This window comes from Pseudomonas sp. P9_31 (assembly GCF_034008235.1).
In the GTDB taxonomy this organism is placed as follows: Bacteria; Pseudomonadota; Gammaproteobacteria; order Pseudomonadales; family Pseudomonadaceae; genus Aquipseudomonas.
In genome coordinates this window covers 1,099,959-1,115,626 of the sequence record NZ_CP125375.1, presented here as the reverse complement: position 1 = coordinate 1,115,626, position 15,668 = coordinate 1,099,959, and the positions used below count along the sequence as shown (strand labels likewise).

At 60.1% G+C, this 15,668-nt stretch carries 14 protein-coding genes, 1 pseudogene and 1 riboswitch; of the genes and pseudogenes, 7 read left to right on the top strand and 8 right to left on the bottom strand.

Annotated elements, in window-relative coordinates; translation table 11 throughout:
• Window positions 1-20: 20 nt before the first annotated feature.
• From QMK51_RS05180 to QMK51_RS05170, 3 genes are all read right to left on the bottom strand, one after another.
• Complete coding sequence (locus QMK51_RS05180) at window positions 21-1,910, bottom strand: DUF1302 domain-containing protein (protein ID WP_320393340.1); 1,890 nt, start codon at window positions 1,908-1,910, stop codon at window positions 21-23.
• 334 nt (window positions 1,911-2,244) lie between these two features.
• Window positions 2,245-3,927 carry a fatty acid--CoA ligase gene (locus QMK51_RS05175; protein ID WP_320393339.1) on the bottom strand — a complete coding sequence of 561 codons (1,683 nt, stop codon included), beginning with the start codon at window positions 3,925-3,927 and terminating at the stop codon, window positions 2,245-2,247.
• Window positions 3,928-4,074: 147 nt separating this feature from the next.
• On the bottom strand, window positions 4,075-5,259 hold the full coding sequence (locus QMK51_RS05170; protein WP_320393338.1) for an MFS transporter: 1,185 nt from the start codon (window positions 5,257-5,259) through the stop codon (window positions 4,075-4,077).
• Between the two features lie 85 nt (window positions 5,260-5,344).
• Between QMK51_RS05170 and QMK51_RS05165 the strand changes: the two genes are divergently transcribed.
• Complete coding sequence (locus QMK51_RS05165; RefSeq protein ID WP_320393337.1) at window positions 5,345-6,115, top strand: helix-turn-helix transcriptional regulator; 771 nt, start codon at window positions 5,345-5,347, stop codon at window positions 6,113-6,115.
• 13 nt (window positions 6,116-6,128) lie between these two features.
• Here QMK51_RS05165 and QMK51_RS05160 read toward each other — a convergent pair whose 3' ends face one another.
• Window positions 6,129-6,758 (bottom strand): LysE family translocator, encoded by a 630-nt coding sequence (locus tag QMK51_RS05160; protein ID WP_050683067.1) that lies wholly within the window; start codon window positions 6,756-6,758, stop codon window positions 6,129-6,131.
• Between the two features lie 91 nt (window positions 6,759-6,849).
• On the opposite strand from QMK51_RS05160, the gene QMK51_RS05155 reads away from it, so the two are divergent.
• The 3 genes from QMK51_RS05155 to QMK51_RS05145 all read left to right on the top strand — a co-directional run bounded on the left by QMK51_RS05155 (window position 6,850) and on the right by QMK51_RS05145 (window position 9,696).
• The gene (locus tag QMK51_RS05155; protein ID WP_320393336.1) at window positions 6,850-7,815 is read left to right on the top strand and encodes a 2-hydroxyacid dehydrogenase; all 966 of its coding nucleotides are present in this window, start codon (window positions 6,850-6,852) and stop codon (window positions 7,813-7,815) included.
• Window positions 7,816-7,848: 33 nt separating this feature from the next.
• Window positions 7,849-8,847: a class I SAM-dependent methyltransferase gene (locus QMK51_RS05150; protein WP_320393335.1), complete on the top strand. Its 999-nt coding sequence runs from the start codon at window positions 7,849-7,851 to the stop codon at window positions 8,845-8,847.
• Between the two features lie 52 nt (window positions 8,848-8,899).
• A riboswitch (yybP-ykoY riboswitch) is annotated at window positions 8,900-9,022 on the top strand.
• An 89-nt stretch (window positions 9,023-9,111) separates the two neighbouring features.
• The gene (locus tag QMK51_RS05145; protein ID WP_205889759.1) at window positions 9,112-9,696 is read left to right on the top strand and encodes a TMEM165/GDT1 family protein; all 585 of its coding nucleotides are present in this window, start codon (window positions 9,112-9,114) and stop codon (window positions 9,694-9,696) included.
• Between the two features lie 120 nt (window positions 9,697-9,816).
• Here QMK51_RS05145 and QMK51_RS05140 read toward each other — a convergent pair whose 3' ends face one another.
• Window positions 9,817-10,635: a M48 family metallopeptidase gene (locus QMK51_RS05140; protein ID WP_258699121.1), complete on the bottom strand. Its 819-nt coding sequence runs from the start codon at window positions 10,633-10,635 to the stop codon at window positions 9,817-9,819.
• 274 nt (window positions 10,636-10,909) lie between these two features.
• Here QMK51_RS05140 and QMK51_RS28910 point away from each other — a divergent pair.
• Both QMK51_RS28910 and QMK51_RS28905 read left to right on the top strand, forming a co-directional pair.
• Window positions 10,910-12,196 (top strand): annotated as a pseudogene (locus tag QMK51_RS28910) (HAMP domain-containing protein); the annotation flags it as partial.
• Between the two features lie 12 nt (window positions 12,197-12,208).
• On the top strand, window positions 12,209-13,051 hold the full coding sequence (locus QMK51_RS28905) for a methyl-accepting chemotaxis protein (RefSeq protein WP_408980615.1): 843 nt from the start codon (window positions 12,209-12,211) through the stop codon (window positions 13,049-13,051).
• 140 nt (window positions 13,052-13,191) lie between these two features.
• On the opposite strand, the gene QMK51_RS05130 is transcribed toward QMK51_RS28905, so the two are convergent.
• The 3 genes from QMK51_RS05130 to QMK51_RS05120 are packed head-to-tail and all read right to left on the bottom strand — an operon-like array spanning window position 13,192 to window position 14,303.
• A complete protein-coding gene (locus QMK51_RS05130; protein ID WP_320393333.1) occupies window positions 13,192-13,815 on the bottom strand; it encodes an SOS response-associated peptidase in 624 nt (207 codons plus the stop codon).
• 35 nt (window positions 13,816-13,850) lie between these two features.
• The gene (locus tag QMK51_RS05125; protein ID WP_258699118.1) at window positions 13,851-14,111 is read right to left on the bottom strand and encodes a DUF2007 domain-containing protein; all 261 of its coding nucleotides are present in this window, start codon (window positions 14,109-14,111) and stop codon (window positions 13,851-13,853) included.
• A gap of 9 nt (window positions 14,112-14,120) precedes the next feature.
• The gene (locus QMK51_RS05120) at window positions 14,121-14,303 is read right to left on the bottom strand and encodes a CPXCG motif-containing cysteine-rich protein (protein WP_258699117.1); all 183 of its coding nucleotides are present in this window, start codon (window positions 14,301-14,303) and stop codon (window positions 14,121-14,123) included.
• A 139-nt stretch (window positions 14,304-14,442) separates the two neighbouring features.
• Here QMK51_RS05120 and QMK51_RS05115 point away from each other — a divergent pair, with 139 nt between their 5' ends.
• On the top strand, window positions 14,443-15,609 hold the full coding sequence (locus QMK51_RS05115) for a 1-acyl-sn-glycerol-3-phosphate acyltransferase (RefSeq protein WP_320393332.1): 1,167 nt from the start codon (window positions 14,443-14,445) through the stop codon (window positions 15,607-15,609).
• Window positions 15,610-15,668: the final 59 nt, after the last annotated feature.

The following is a 15,668-nucleotide window of genomic DNA, read 5'->3' as shown; positions in this document are numbered from 1 at the left end:
GTTCGTCCTGAAAATAGTGCTTAGAAGTTCACGCCGAAGCTAAGCGCAACGAAGTCGCGATCATCCACGGTGGTGTACTTGCCGTCGAAGAAGTTGGTGTACGCCAGGCTCGCGGTGTAGGTGTTCTGGTATTCGGCATCCAGACCCAGGCTCACCGCTTTACGACCTTCCTCGAAGTTGCCGCCAGGGCCAGGCGAGTAACCGCTCACGTCATGGGACCAGGCCACGTTCGGTTTGAGGTTCACACCGGCGAATACGTCGTTGTAATCCCAGATGGCACGAGCGCGATAACCCCACGAAGTCGCCGTAGTGAAGCCGTCGTCGTTGCAATTGCGGCTGCGGTTGTTGGTGGCAGCACCTGCGCCGGCACCGTTGATGGTGCTGGTGTTGAGAATCGCCGAACAGGTGTCGAGGCCACCGGTAGACGGCAATTCACCAGGCCCGTAGACCGGGTCACGGCCGTAACGGACGTCGGAGCTGCTTTCCAGGCCGCCGACGTGGGTCACGCCCACTTCGCCCACCAGGGTCAGGCGGCTGGCGCCCATGACCTGATCGAAGAAGTGCGTCAGGGTGGTCTGGAACTGGGTGACTTCCTTGCGGCGATAGCCGTGCAAGTCCTGACCAGGCACGCCGTCGAGCAGCGAAGCGTTGGCCAGGGTGCCGCCCAACGGGCGCACGCCAGCAAACAGGATGTCGGTGGAATTGAGCTGCACCGGCGCGTTCGGACGGTAGCTGATCTCGCCACTCCACGCCGTACCGGTAGGCAGGGTGGTGGAGAAGCTCAGGCCGTAGAGGCGGATATCTTCCGGGTACTCGACGAAGTACTTGGAATTACCGGCGACCACCAGTGGCCCCAGTGCGCGGAACGCCGCCGGCAATGCCGCCACGCCGTTGTAGACCGATTGCGGAGCCCCCGTGGCGCTGAAGATCGGCGCACGGCTGTGGTAGTTCATGAAGTACGCGCCAAACTCGGTATCGAGCGGTTCGAACATGTACTTCAAGGACGCGCCCCACTGGCCGCTGTCCCGCGCATCGCGGTCGCCACCACGACGCACCAGCACACCTTCTTCGTTGACGTCGACGCCCGCGGCGGCCAATGGCCCCAGCGCGACGGCCGGAATGGTCGAGCGCTTGTTCAGCACGCGCAGGTTGTTGTCGCAACCATCGGCAATGATGTCGGGCTGGGAGAAAAAGGTACCGCAGTTATCGACGACGGTCTGGTCCCATTCCAGCTGATAGAAGGCTTCGGCCGAGAGGGTATCGGTGAGGCTCTGGGACACGTAGAACATGTTGACCGGGATCAGACCTTCCTTGACCTCGGCGCCAGGACGACGGAACGCGGACACGTCGATCGGGTTGATCGAGTTGATGCCGCCGCCGATGAAAGTACTTTCACCCCAGCTCACGACCTGCTTGCCCAGACGCACGGAACCCGGCTGATCGGCAATGGAGTAGTTGTGGTAGACGAAGGCGTCGAGGATCTGGCCACCGGAGGACTTGGCGCCTTCCTTGCGATTGTTGTCGCTGATGTCCTTGAACTCGCGACTTTCATCCTTGAGTTCGAAGTCGTACCAGTATTTGCCCCGGACGAAGACGCCGGTGTCGCCGTATTTCAATTCAAGGTCATGGATACCCTTGAAGATCTTCGAGAAGGTTTCGCCGCTCTTGAAGTTGGCGTGACCGTCATCGGAGGTCTGGGACAGGCCGTGGCCCCCGTTATTGACGCCGATGAGGTTTTTGTTGGGATTCTGAGTAGACCAACTGGCTCCGATCGACAGGGATGAGTCGAATTGACCTTCGATTTCACCGACGTTGAAACTGACGCCGAATGCTGGCCCGGCGAGCGAAGAGGCAAGACTGACCGCCAGGGGCAGTTTCGCCCGGCGCCAGAACTGGTTTACTGATGTCATCGACGCTACTCCATGTGCATTATTGTTATGGCTGAGTACTTTTAAAAACGCTGTGGGTGACCGGAAGCCAAGCGGTCCGAAGTCACTCCAAAGTTGCATCGCCCCGTTTTGTGCGTGTGCTCCGTTCTTAAAAATCCGTGAGCGGACTATAGCCAGCAGGTAGTAGTGCTTGATCCCTCTAAAGTGTGATTTGCAGCTGCCGGCCACTCTGGAACAGTCCTTTCGCCAGTCCGACACATGTCGGCACGGCAAGGATGGCTGAAAATTCGGATTTCACAAGCCAAGCGCTTGCTTGGTGGGGCTGGCGTGCCCTTTCGGGCACGCCAGATGACGCTTAAAGCGTCGAGAGGAAGGTGCTGTTGTTGGCCTGCCATTCGGTGATGTCGACGCGGATACGCTTCTTGTCGAGCTTGCCGACGCTGGTCTTGGGAATTTCAGTAACAAGGGCGATCTGGCTCGGGATGGCCCACTTGCTCAGGTGCCCCAGTTCAACGAACGGCTTGAGGTGTTCCTTGAGTTCCCTGGCCCCGATCTGATGCCCTTCGCGGAGCACCAGCAGGGCGAACGGCCGCTCGCCCCACTGCGGATCGGCGATGCCCACCACTGCTACTTCGCGTACCGCGGGGTGGCGGCTGATCAGGTCTTCCAGGTCCAGGGAGGAGATCCACTCGCCGCCGGTCTTGATCACGTCCTTGATGCGATCACGAATGTCGATCACGCCCATGCTGTCCAGGGTCGCCACGTCGCCGGTGTGCAGCCAGCCCCCGGCCCAGAGCTCGGCGCCTTTCTGCGGTTCGTTGAAATAGCCCTCGGTAAGCCACGGCGCACGCAGCACCAGTTCGCCCTGGGTCTCGCCATCGGCAGGCAGGAAGTTGCCGTCGGTGTCGATGATCGCCGCTTCGACCAGCGGCCCCGGGACACCGGCCTTGATCCGGTAAGTGGTGCGTTCGTCTTCGGTGCCGGCCATCAGCTCATCGTTAAGGTGCGCGCACGATACCAATGGCCCGGTTTCCGACATGCCGTAAGCGGCGGTCAACTGAATGCCCTTGGCTTTGGCCGCTTCATACAGTGCACGGTTGAGCGCACTGCCGCCGATGACGATTTTCCAGCCACCGAAATCGATGTTTTGCGCCGCCTTGGCATTGAGGACCATTTGCAGAATGGTCGGCACGCAGTGGGAAAAGCTCACCTTCTCCTTGCGCCACAGTTCCACCAGGTATTCGGGGTCATAACGACCGGGATAGACCTGCTTGAGCCCGAGCATGGTTGCCACATACGGCAAGCCCCAGGCGTGCACATGGAACATCGGCGTGATCGGCATGTACACGTCGTTGGTGCCCAGCAAGCGCACGCTGTCGATGGAGCCCATGATGGTCGACACGCCCATGGTGTGCAGCACCAGTTGCCGATGGGTGAAATACACGCCTTTGGGGTTGCCGGTAGTGCCGGTGGTGTAGAACGTGGTGGCGACCGAGTTTTCGTCGAAGTCCTGGAAGTCGTACTGCGGGCTCGCGGCGGCCAGCAGTTGCTCGTACTCGCCGACAAGGTTCGGCAAATCGGCGGTCTTTTCCGGTAAGTCGGTCAGCAGCAGGGTTTTCTCCACCGTGGTCAGGTGGCCGGCAATCGCCTTGTACAACCCGACGAACTCGCTGTTGACCAGCACGAAGCGGTCCTCGGCGTGGTTCATGGTGTAGAGAATCTGTTCCGGCGACAGGCGCACGTTAATGGTGTGGATCACCGCGCCGATCATCGGGATGGCAAACATGCACTCCAGGTAGCGATGGCTGTCCCAGTCCATTACCGCCACGGTATCCCCGGCCTTCACGCCGGCCTCTGTCAGCACATTGGCCAGCCGCGCGACCCGCTCGATCAGGGTCGGATAGCTGTAGCGCAACTGATCGCGGTAGATGATCTCGCGAGTTTTTTCGTAACGGGCGCCGGACATCAGCAGCCGTTTAATCAACAGCGGATACTGGTAAGCGCCCTCGGCGGGAGGAATAACGCGAGTCTGCAACATAAGAGTCCCTTTTTGACTGCACAGTCTTGGCTGCTAAAGCTAAGCACTCTAGAGCCCTTGAACGCCAGCAAAATCAGCCAAAGGAATGATTTGCACAGCCGTACAAATGCTAGCCTTGCGCCAGCATTTGCAGGAATTCGTTAGCCGTTACGCCGTTTTTTCTACGGCAGCCTCGGATGGTGTCCGGGGGAAAACCACTGCAGCCATGAAGGTCAACGCCGCAAAACTTGCCAATATCAGGTAAAGGCCTACAAAACCTTGGCGCGGTTCGACGAACGAAATCAGCGGAATCGCGGTAGCACTGGCACCGAACGATAAACAGTAACGCAGCGCAAAGACTCGGGATTGCCATTGCGCCGCGACAAAGTTGGCGACCATCGCATCATTCACCGTGACCTGGCCAAACACCACGAACATGAACGCTGCGCCCAGCGCTATCACAGCCCATCCGTCGACATAGGCCAACCCGAACAACAGCGGCGCTTGGCACAACGTCAACACGATGAACGGCCATTTCAGACTGAAACGATGCAAGACCCGGCCGATGCTCAACTGCGCCACGGCGCCGAAGGCATACGCCAGGCTGACCACGACGCCAAGAGTTTGCGGTGAAGCAAACAAATCGTGCAGGCGCTCCTGAAACAGTTTCGGATAGGTCATGGTCGTGGCGTTGAACACCACACCGCCGGTCGCGGTGGCCAAGGCCAGTACGCCGAACACCATGAACATGGAAATCCGCTGGCCAGCCGCACCTTTGAGCGGCATGTGCGGACGCTTCGGGATCGGTTCTTCGCGCACCTGAAACGCGAAACCGATGCCCAGCACAATCGCCACCACGCCGGGCAAAATGAATGCCGAACGCCAGCCGAATTGCGCCACCAGCAGCCCGGTGATCAGCGCCGAAAACGCCACGCCGAGGTTGCCCCACATACCGTTGATACCGATTTCCCGGCCGCGATGCTGCGCGTAAGCCACCAGCATCGCGGTGCCCACCGGGTGATAGATCGCGGCGAAAACCCCGATCAGCGTCAGGCCGAGTACCAGCATCGGGGCGCTATTGCTCACGCCGGTAAAGATCGCCGAGGCGCCAATACCGAAAAAAAACACCAGCATCATTTTCCGTCGACTCCAGTGATCCCCCAGCCAACCGGCTGGCAATGAACAGGCGCCAAAGGCAATGAAACCGCCGAGGGACAGGCCAATCAGCGCGGCGTAGTCCAGCGCGAAGGCCTGGGTCATGCCGAGAATGGCGGCGGGAAAAATCAACATGAACATATGATCGATCACATGGGCTGCGTTGATATAGCGGAGGACGTTTCTGGACTGGTTCATCGCGGCACGCTTTACGTTATAGAGAGCGGCTTATGCTAAGTTGGCGAAAAAGCGTATTTCTGACAATAAAGTCATTGGATCTGACATGTTAATCAGCCATTTCCTGCACGGACCGGTCAGCGCCTATCCGCGAGATTATATGGACGGTGCTCATCAGGAATTGCATCAACACCGAGAAGCGCAGTTGCTGTACGCCGTTTGCGGCACTATGCGAGTGGTCACGGCGCAAGGGGCCTGGGTCATTCCACCGACCCGAGCCGTGTGGATTCCGCCCTTGGTGGCGCATGAGATTTTCATGTCGGGCGAGGTGCGCATGCGTTCGCTGTTCATTGCCGCCGAACTGTCGCCGCCAACTCTGCAACAGTGCTGCGTGCTGGCCGTCACGCCATTGCTGCGCGAGCTGATCCTGCGCGCGGTGAAAGGTCCGCAACACGCGGAAAACTCATTGATTCAGAGGCTGATGCTCGAAGAGATCGCCAGCCTGGAAAACCTTCCGCTACACATTCCGATGCCCGAGGACCGACGCCTGCTGGGCATCTGCCTGGCGCTACTGCGCGCACCAGACCATTCCAATACCCTGGAAGACTGGGCACAGCAGGTCGGCGCCAGTTCTCGAACCTTGGCGCGGCTGTTCCAGCAACAACTGAAGATGAATTTCAATGCCTGGCGTCAACAACTGCGCCTGATGGAAGCCCTGCCGCGCCTGCTCGCCGGGGAAAGCGTGCAGAGCGTGGCGTGTGATCTGGGTTACGGCAGTGCTCGGGCGTTCAGCGCGATGTTTCGCCGTTTACTCGGAGAAAACCCTCGGGAATACCTGAACGCGTTGAACAAATTGAGCGAGCTCAATCCCCCGTAGGTGCTCAGCGCGATCAATGCATCTCGGTGAACGCGAGTTTCACGCCGATGGCGATCAGTACCGCGCCCATGGTCCGGTCGAACCAGTGGCCCATGCGGGCGAAACCGGCGCGTACGCGCTGTTGGCTGAACAGCATCGCCACCAGGCAGAACCAGACCGCTGTCGCCGCCGCCAGATAAATCCCATAGCCGGCCTGTACCGCCAGTGGCGTGTGCGGGTTGATCACCACGGTGAACAGCGACAGAAAAAACAGCGTGGCTTTCGGGTTCAAGCCATTGGTCACGAAACCCGAAGTGAAAGCGCCCCGTGCGGTGCGTTCGCCGGCTTCCTGGTGCAGATCGTCAGCCACCGGTTTGGCCGGTTGCGCGCGCAAGGCCTTGAAGCCTATGTACAGCAGGTACGCGGCGGCCGCCCATTTCAGGGCGTTGAACAGCACGATCGATTGAGACACGATCAGCCCGATGCCCAGCAGCGAATAACCGACGTGCAGGAAAATCGCCGAACCGACGCCCAGTGCCGTCCAGGTCCCGGCACGGCGACCGTGGGTCACGCTCTCACGCACCACCACGGCGAAATCCGGTCCGGGGCTGGCGACGGCCAGCAGGTGAATCAGGGCAACGGTCAAGAACTCTGTCCAGTACATGGGGGCTCCTTTTGGGCCAGCGTAACTGTTTGTTTCATCTGGTAGGCTCGGCAGATTACGCCTTCAGTTCAATGCACAAAAGGTACAGTTGATGACGAACCCTCGCCGCGCCGTTTTCCTTGACCATCCATCCCTGGACCTCGGCGATCTCGATCTCAGCCCGCTACGCGAGTGCTTCAGCGACTTGCAGCTGTTCGCACAAACCACGCCAGAACAGGTGATCGAACGCCTCAAGGGCGCCACCGTCGCCATCAGCAACAAAATCCTGATCGATGCGGCGGCCATGGCGGCCAGCCCCGAATTGAAGCTGATCCTGATCACCGCTACCGGCACCAACAACGTCGACCTCGCCGCCGCCCGCGCTCACGGGATTACCGTTTGCAACTGCCAGGGTTACGGCACGCCGTCGGTGGCTCAGCACACGATCATGTTGTTGCTGAATTTGGCGACACGCCTGGCCGACTATCAAAAAGCCGTTGCCGAAGGTCGCTGGCAACAGGCGAAACAGTTCTGCCTGCTGGATTACCCGATTGTCGAACTGCAAGGCAAAACCCTCGGTCTGCTTGGCCACGGTGAACTGGGCAGTGCCGTGGCGCGGTTGGCCGAGGCGTTCGGCATGCGCGTATTGCTGGGGCAGATTCCAGGGCGCCCTGCCCGGCCGGATCGCTTGCCGCTGAATGAACTGCTGCCGCAAATCGACGCGCTGACCCTGCACTGCCCACTCAACGAATACACTCGGCACTTCATCGGTGCCCGTGAGCTGGCCTCGATGAAACCCGGTGCTTTCGTGGTCAACACCGCGCGCGGCGGCTTGATTGACGAGCAGGCCTTGGCCGACGCCCTGCGCAACGGTCATCTGGGCGGCGCGGCCACCGACGTGTTGAGTGTCGAACCACCCATCGCGGGCAATCCGCTGTTGGCCCGGGACATTCCACGGCTGATCGTCACCCCGCACAACGCCTGGGGCAGTCGCGAGGCGCGGCAACGAATCGTTGGCCAGTTGACCGAAAACGCTCAGGCTTATTTCAGCGGTAAAGCGCTGCGGGTCGTCAGTTGATAAACTGCGGCACTTTTTTTCAAGGAGCAGAGTATGGATCCGCGCAGTGAAGTACTGCTTCGTCAGGCCGAGTTATTCCAGGGTTCGGTGCTGCTGGCCGGTTTGCCCGCCGATGATTTGCTGGGCCGCTTGCCCGATGCCCACGGCTGGTGCTGGCACGCCGGTGATCAAGCAGCACTGGACGCCCGTTTCGCCGAGCGCAGCCATTTTGGCGTGAACGCACCGGCGCGTGAATTCGACAGCGCCGTGGTGTTTCTGCCCAAGTCCAAGGACCTGACCGACTACATCCTCAACGCCATTGCCTCTCGTCTGGCCGGTCGCGAGTTGTATCTGGTAGGCGAAAAACGCAGCGGTATCGAAGGCGCGGCCAAGCAGCTGAACCCCTTCGGTAAACCACGCAAACTCGACAGCGCACGGCATTGCCAGCTCTGGCAGGTAACCGTGGCCAATGCGCCAGAAGCCAAATCACTGGAAAGCCTGGCCCAGACCTACGAACTGCCGTTGGCCGAAGGGCCGTTGAAAGTCATCAGCCTGCCGGGTGTGTTCAGCCACGGTCGACTGGATCGCGGCAGCGCCCTGCTGCTGGAACATCTGGACAAACTGCCCAGCGGCCACCTGCTGGACTTCGGTTGCGGCGCTGGCGTGTTGGGGGCGGCGGTCAAGCGGCGTTATCCGCACAACCAGGTCACTCTGCTCGATGTGGACGCGTTTGCCGCCGCCAGCAGTCGCCTGACCCTGGCCGCCAACGGCCTGGAAGCGGAGGTGATGACCGGTGATGGCATCGATGCCGCGCCCATGGGTTTGAGCGCGATTCTGAGCAACCCACCGTTCCATGTCGGCGTACACACCGATTACTTCGCCACCGAGAACTTGCTGCGAAAAGCGGCCAAACATCTGAAAAACGGCGGCGAACTTCGGTTGGTAGCGAACAGTTTCCTGAAGTATCAACCGCTGATCGAAGAGCACTTGGGCGCGTGTGCGATCAAGGCTGAAGGACAGGGTTTCCGAATCTACCGGGCCAAGCGCGGCTGAAAACGCTTTTGAAAAAGAGGACTTGCCCAATCGGATTTGCCTAGGCAGAATCCGCTCCGTCCTAGGGGAGTAGTCTCCCACGAGCGCCATGCTCGTCCGGCATACGTCAACATACTTGGTCCTCAGACCATGGCGTATGCGACCCAAGCGTCCGCACCAGACGGATCGCAGGGTTTGACAAGACCTATGACACGAACACCTTACCCGGGGCGGGAAGGCTGTACGTGTCATAGCCGTGTCGACCCGCCCCTTAGGAAAACCCTGATGCTGGATTCACTTCTCGTTCCCACCGCAATCGTTGCCTTGGCCGAAATCGGCGACAAGACGCAACTGCTCGCGCTCATTCTCGCCGCACGCTTTCGCAAACCCTGGCCGATCATCGCCGGCATCGTCGCCGCGACCCTGGCCAACCACGCGGCAGCCGGTGCGGTAGGCGCCTGGTTTGGCAGTTTCTTCTCGAATGCGACGTTGCACTGGATCCTCGCCGCCAGCTTCGCCGCCACCGCGCTGTGGACCCTGGTGCCGGACAAGATGGATGAGGACGAAGCCAGCACCGCCCGCAAGTTCGGGCCGTTCCTGACCACGCTGATTGCGTTCTTCCTGGCGGAGATGGGCGACAAGACCCAAGTCGCTACCGTGATGCTCGCCGCGCAATACCCGGATCTATGGCTGGTGATTATCGGCACCACCGCCGGGATGTTGATTGCCAACGTGCCGGTGGTACTGGCGGGTAACTTTGCGGCGGAAAAACTGCCTCTGACGTTGATCCGTCGCCTGGCAGCGTCGGCGTTCTTCATCCTGGCGATTGTCGCGGTGTACAAGGCGATGCAGAGCAGTGGGTGGGTTTGACGCGGTAGGTCGGTAGACCGCGTCATCGTTCATCGCGAGCAGGCTCGCTCCCACAGTTGATCGCATTTCAATGTGGGAGCGAGCCTGCTCGCGATGGCGTCAGCAGCCTAAATACATGGCTCAGGATTTCGGTGCTTTCTCGTACAACGGCATCACTTTCGGAATCGCTGCCTGCAACGACGCAATCCGACTGGTCGACGCCGGGTGAGTGCTCAAGAACTCTGGCGGTGCACCATTCGAGGCTTTGCTCATCTTGTTCCACAAGGTGATCGCGGCGTTCGGGTTGTACCCGGCGCGGGCCGCCAGCTCAAGGCCGATCAAGTCCGCTTCGTTTTCATTCTCGCGACTGTTGGGCAAAGTCATGCCGTATTTGGCCACGGTGTCCGCCAGGGCTAGGCTGTCCTGGCCCAGACCGAGCAACGCACCCGCGCCCTGCTTGGCCATTTCGATACCGTAAGCCTTGGACATCGCTTCACGACCGTGCTCACGCAAGGCGTGAGCGATTTCATGGCCGATGATGGCGGCGATTTCGTCGTCGGTGAGTTGTAGGGTGTCGATCAGCCCGGTATAGAAAATGATCTTGCCGCCAGGCCCGCAGTTGGCGTTGAGTTCGTCGCTCTTGATCAGGTTCACTTCCCATTGCCACTGGGCCGAATCTGGACGGAACACCGGCGCCTGAGCAATCAGACGATTGGAGATTGCCTGCACGCGCTTCGCATCGTTACTGGTTTTGTCCAGCACGCCCTTGGTGCTCGCCTCCCCGACGGTCTGTTGATAAGACTGGGCGTACATCTGGTTGACCTCGGAGGTCGACAACATACTGAACATGTATTGCTTGCGTTCAACACCCACGGCGCCACCGCTGGTGGTGTTGACCGACTGACAACCGGCGAGCAGCAGACCTGCGCTCAGTGCACACAATACCAATGTCTTATTCATCAAAAAGCTCCCTGGAAACATGCCGCGTATCCTAGGTGGGGATTTGTATCGGCGCTAGATACAACGAACGTGCAGCACATACATTTCAGACAAAACCTCGATCACCGTAGGAAAAAATTCACACAACAGCGCCCGCCATGGCCGATCACGGTCAGCAATGATTCATTTACGACATCCAGCACTCCAAAACTGCCAATTCGTCACACCGCGCTCATGCCCCTCCTGACCCTTGCCGATACCGCTCTGCAGACGTCCTCTTGCGTGCGGAGCACCCATGAAATTCAAGTCGATCCAGTTTTCAGTTGCCGCCCTGGCCGGCGCCATTGTCCTCAGCGTCGTCGCAGCCCTGGTGCTGTACGCGCTGTTTTCCGGTGCCCAGACCCAAGACATGGTCCAGCAACGGACTCAGGCGCAGTTCGAGCAAGTCATCGAACAACGCCTGACGTCGCTGGCGCAAACCCAGGTCAGCCAGATCCAGCGCGAACTCGAAGCACCGCTGCTGATTGCCGGCGGCCTGGTGCGGGTCAATGCGCTGATCGGCACCCCGGACGCCGACGGCCAGCCGCAACTGAGCCTGAGTCGTGAGCAATTGATCAGCCTGATCAAGGAAAACGTCGCCCGGAACCCGAAGATTCTCGGCACCTACATCGGCTGGGAAAAAAACGCACTCGACCATAACGATGCAGCCTACGTTGACACCCCAGTGGTTGGTATTGATGCCAGCAACGGACGCTTTCTGCCGTGGTGGTTCCGCAACGAAGACGGCAGCCTGGGCCTGGACAAACTGGTGGACGTCGACGACCAGAAAACCCTGTCCACCGGCGTGCGCGCCAGCGAGTACTACCTGTGCTCCAAGGAAACCAAAAAATCCTGCGTGATCGATCCGGCGCCCTACAAGGTCGGCGACAAGATCGTCATGCTCGCGTCCTTCATTGAACCGATCATGCTCAACGGCGCGTTCCAGGGCATCGTCGGCGCCGACCTGTCAGTGAACTTCATCCAGGAAATGCTCCTGGGGGAGAATCAGAAACTGTACAGCGGCGCCGGAGAAATGGCCTTGATCGGCGGTAACGGCCGGATCGTCGCCTACACCAAAGACCCGAGCAAATTCGGCGAAAAGGTCAGCGATATCCTCGACAGCAAGCAGATTGCCAACATGGCCAATCTCAAACGCGGCGAAGTGACTTACACCGTCGACAAGGCCCAGGGCCGGATCGAGTTGTACCTGCCATTCGGCATCGGCCAGACCGACGCCCGCTGGACCTTGATGCTGCAACTGCCGCTGAGCGCGGTGATGGCCGACCTGCAAAAACTTCAGGGCGATCTGGATGCGCAGCGCAAATCCGACACCTTTGGCATGGCCATGGTCGGCCTGCTGATCGCCGGTATCGGTTTGTTGGTGATCTGGCTGGTGGGTCATGGCATTGCCCGGCCGCTGAAGCAGATGGTCACCATGCTCGATGACATCGCCCAGGGCGAAGGTGACCTGACCCGCCGCCTGACCAGCGACCGCAGCGACGAATTGGGCTCGATCGCCAAGGGCTTCAATACGTTCCTGGCGAAGTTGCAGGCAATGATTACTCAAGTGGTGACATCGGTGCAGAGCGTCAGCGATTCGTCGGAACACACCGCCGACATCGCCATTCGCACCAACATCGGTGTGCACAAACAAATGGCCGAGATCGATCAGGTCGCCACCGCCGTGCACGAAATGACCGCCACCGCCCAGGACGTGGCGCGCAACGCCACTCAGGCCGCGCAAGCTGCCAGCCATGCCGATCAGGCAGCGGCGCAGGGCATGCAAATCGTCCGTGACACCTCGAACTCGATCGGCGTGCTGGCGGTGGAGATCGGCAAGGCCGTCAGCGTGGTGCAGACCCTGGCCAAGGACAGCGAAAACATCAACGCGATCCTGACGGCCATTCGCGGGATCGCCGAGCAGACCAACCTGCTGGCCTTGAACGCCGCCATCGAAGCGGCGCGGGCCGGTGAACAGGGCCGGGGATTTGCGGTGGTGGCCGATGAAGTGCGCAACCTGGCGCAGAAGACCCAGAAGGCCACTGAAGAAATCCAGACCATGATCCAGCAACTGCAACAAGGCACCCGCGACGTGGTGCGGGTCATGGAAGACAGCCAGAACCGCACTGACGAAAGCGTGCAGCACGCGGCGAAAGCGGCCGAGGCGCTGGAGACCATTACGCAAGCGGTGTCAGTGATCAACGACATGAACACCCAGATCGCCAGCGCGGCCGAGGAACAGAGCGCGGTGGCCGATGACATCAACCGCAACGTGATCAACATCGGGCAAGTGGCCAATGAAGTGGCCGGTGGCGCGGATGAATCAAGCGCGGCCAGTGCGGATTTGACCAAGTTGGCGGAACAGCAGCGGCGGTTGATCAATCAGTTCAAGGTTTAACAATTGCGGGAAGGTCCTGCGGACCTTATCGCGAGCAGGCTCGCTCCCACAGGTGATATTTGGGAACACATTATTTGTGAACACCTGAGATCAAATGTGGGAGCGAGCCTGCTCGCGATGAAGCCAGCTCAGGCGCCTCATCAACCCGGCGTCAAACACTCCGGCCCATTGAGCTTCGGATCATTCACCATGTTGGCCAACACCCGCTCACGTAACGCCGCGGGCTCACTGGCCAGCAACGCCTGCAAGGCATGCAACGGCGTTTCGGGGTTGAGCCAGGCGTCCTGCCCCGCCGCATCGAGAATCAACGGCCGACGCTGACTCGAGGCAGGCTGGGTGATCACCGCCGTGCTCAGCCACACCTGCTCCTGCACCGGATACGCCTCCCAGATCGCCGCGAAGAACAGCGCCGAGCCCTCCCCCGGGGTCAGCCAGTACGGACGTTTACGTGTGGTGCCGCGCCATTCGTAGAAACCATTGGCCGGCAGCAGGCAACGACGCAGGCGCAAGGCTTCGCGAAACATCGGCTGCTCGGCAACGGTTTCGGCGCGGGCATGGGCCGGGGTGCGGGACAGGTCGGTCAGCCACGGCGGCGTCAGCCCCCAACGGGCACGGGCCAACTCACGCTGGCCGTCTGCGCCGGCACGCAGCATCAACACCGAATCGTTGGGGGAAATATTCCACTGAGCCTGCTGGTCGACGGGAAATCCGGGCAGGGCCGCGAAGGCGGGGTTCCAGCGAAACAGGGCATAACGTCCACACATGGGGCAATACGACTCTTGATCGAACGAACGCCAGCCTAACAGACCAGCGTGCCGGGAAAACTGTCCGGTTCGTCGCCGGACAGCGGCAGCGCGGCATTATACGCGGCGATCAGCTCCCGGGCGTATTCGGCCTGATCGTTATCGACCGATAAACCCAGCAGGCCGAACATCGGCAACTCCCCGGTGCCGCCGATCAAATCCCGGCCCAGCAGATGCGCCTCGATGCCCTCACTGGCCAGCATGCCTTGCAGTAACTCGCCTTCCATCAGGTTTTCCGGCTCGTAGATTCGCTGCATTCGCGCCCCTCACTCGTCTTCGCTGTAAACTTCGAGCATCCATTCCAAACCATCGGTTTCGAGATGAAACCTGATCGGCCGACAACAGACCGGACAGTCTTCGATATAGACCTGATCCCCGCCGGACAGATCCAGAAGCGCCTCGGACTCTTCCCCACAATACGGACATGTATAGCGCTCGGTTTCTTGCATCGCGGTCTCCCAAGTGACTTGTGCGTATAATCGCCGGTCTATTTGCAGGGCTATTTTCGTCTGGCTACCTTTTCAGACCGTGCCCCGTTGGTTTTCGATCAAAACCTTTACTTACCCTAGCCGTTTCCAACAAGAGAGCATGATGGGCGAATTCGATGCCATCCGACCTTACGACGACAGCGAAGTCCCAGCAGTGCTGGCACGGCTGCTCGGCGACAAGGCGTTTCTAGATATCCTCACCCACTTCCGCTTCCCGCGTTATGCCGGCGCCTTAGGCTGGATGCTCAAACCTCTTATAGCGCATCGGCTGCGCCGTGAGTTCGCCGGCGTCACGTCGGTGGCCACCTTGCAGGACAAAGTCGAGTTTTACGTCGACCACACCATCGAGCGAGCCACGGACGGGGTGACCTATGCCGGCGTGGAGCAATTCAAGTCCGGCAGCGCCTATCTGTTCATCGCCAACCACCGCGACATCGTGATGGACCCGGCCTTCGTCAACTACGCCGTGTACCACGCCGGCCTGCCGACCCCGCGCATCGCCATTGGTGACAACCTGCTGCAAAAGCCTTTTGTCAGCGACCTGATGCGCCTGAACAAGAGCTTCATCGTGCACCGTTCGATCACCGGTCGCCGGGAAAAAATGGCGGCCTATCAACTGCTGTCTGCCTACATCAACCACTCGATCCGCAACGATTGCGCCTCGATCTGGATCGCCCAGGCCGAAGGTCGGGCCAAGGACGGCGACGACCGTACCGAGTCGGCGATCCTCAAGATGTTCCACATGAGCCGCAAGGACGAGCCGTTCGGCGAGGTCATCCGTTCGCTGAACCTTACCCCGGTGTCGATCAGCTACGAATACGACCCGTGCGACCAGGCCAAGGCCCGCGAGCTGTACATCCGCGCCACCACCGGCAGCTACACCAAGGCGCCGGGCGAAGATGATGTGAGCATCGCCAAGGGCATCACCGGTTACAAAGGCCGGGTCCACGTGAACTTCGCCACACCGATCACCGAACTGTTCGAAGACACCAAGCAATTGGCGATCGAAATGGACAAGCAGATCCTCGGCGGTTACCGGTTGTTCCCGGTGCACTACCTGGCTTATGCGCTGTGGAAAGACGCCGATCCGCAATTGCAGGTGCCGAGAGCGGCCGAGGTGTTTGCGGCAGACGAACTGGCCAAGGCTCAGGAAGAATGGCAGCGTCGGCTGGATGCCTGCCCTGAGGAACATCGTCCGTTCCTGGTGCTGCAATACGCGACACCGGTGCGCAATCAGTATCGGGTCAAGGCCGGGTTGCCGCTGTAAGGCAATGGCTGGAAATGACAACGGCGCCTTCGGGCGCCGTTTCTTTATGCAAGATCAAA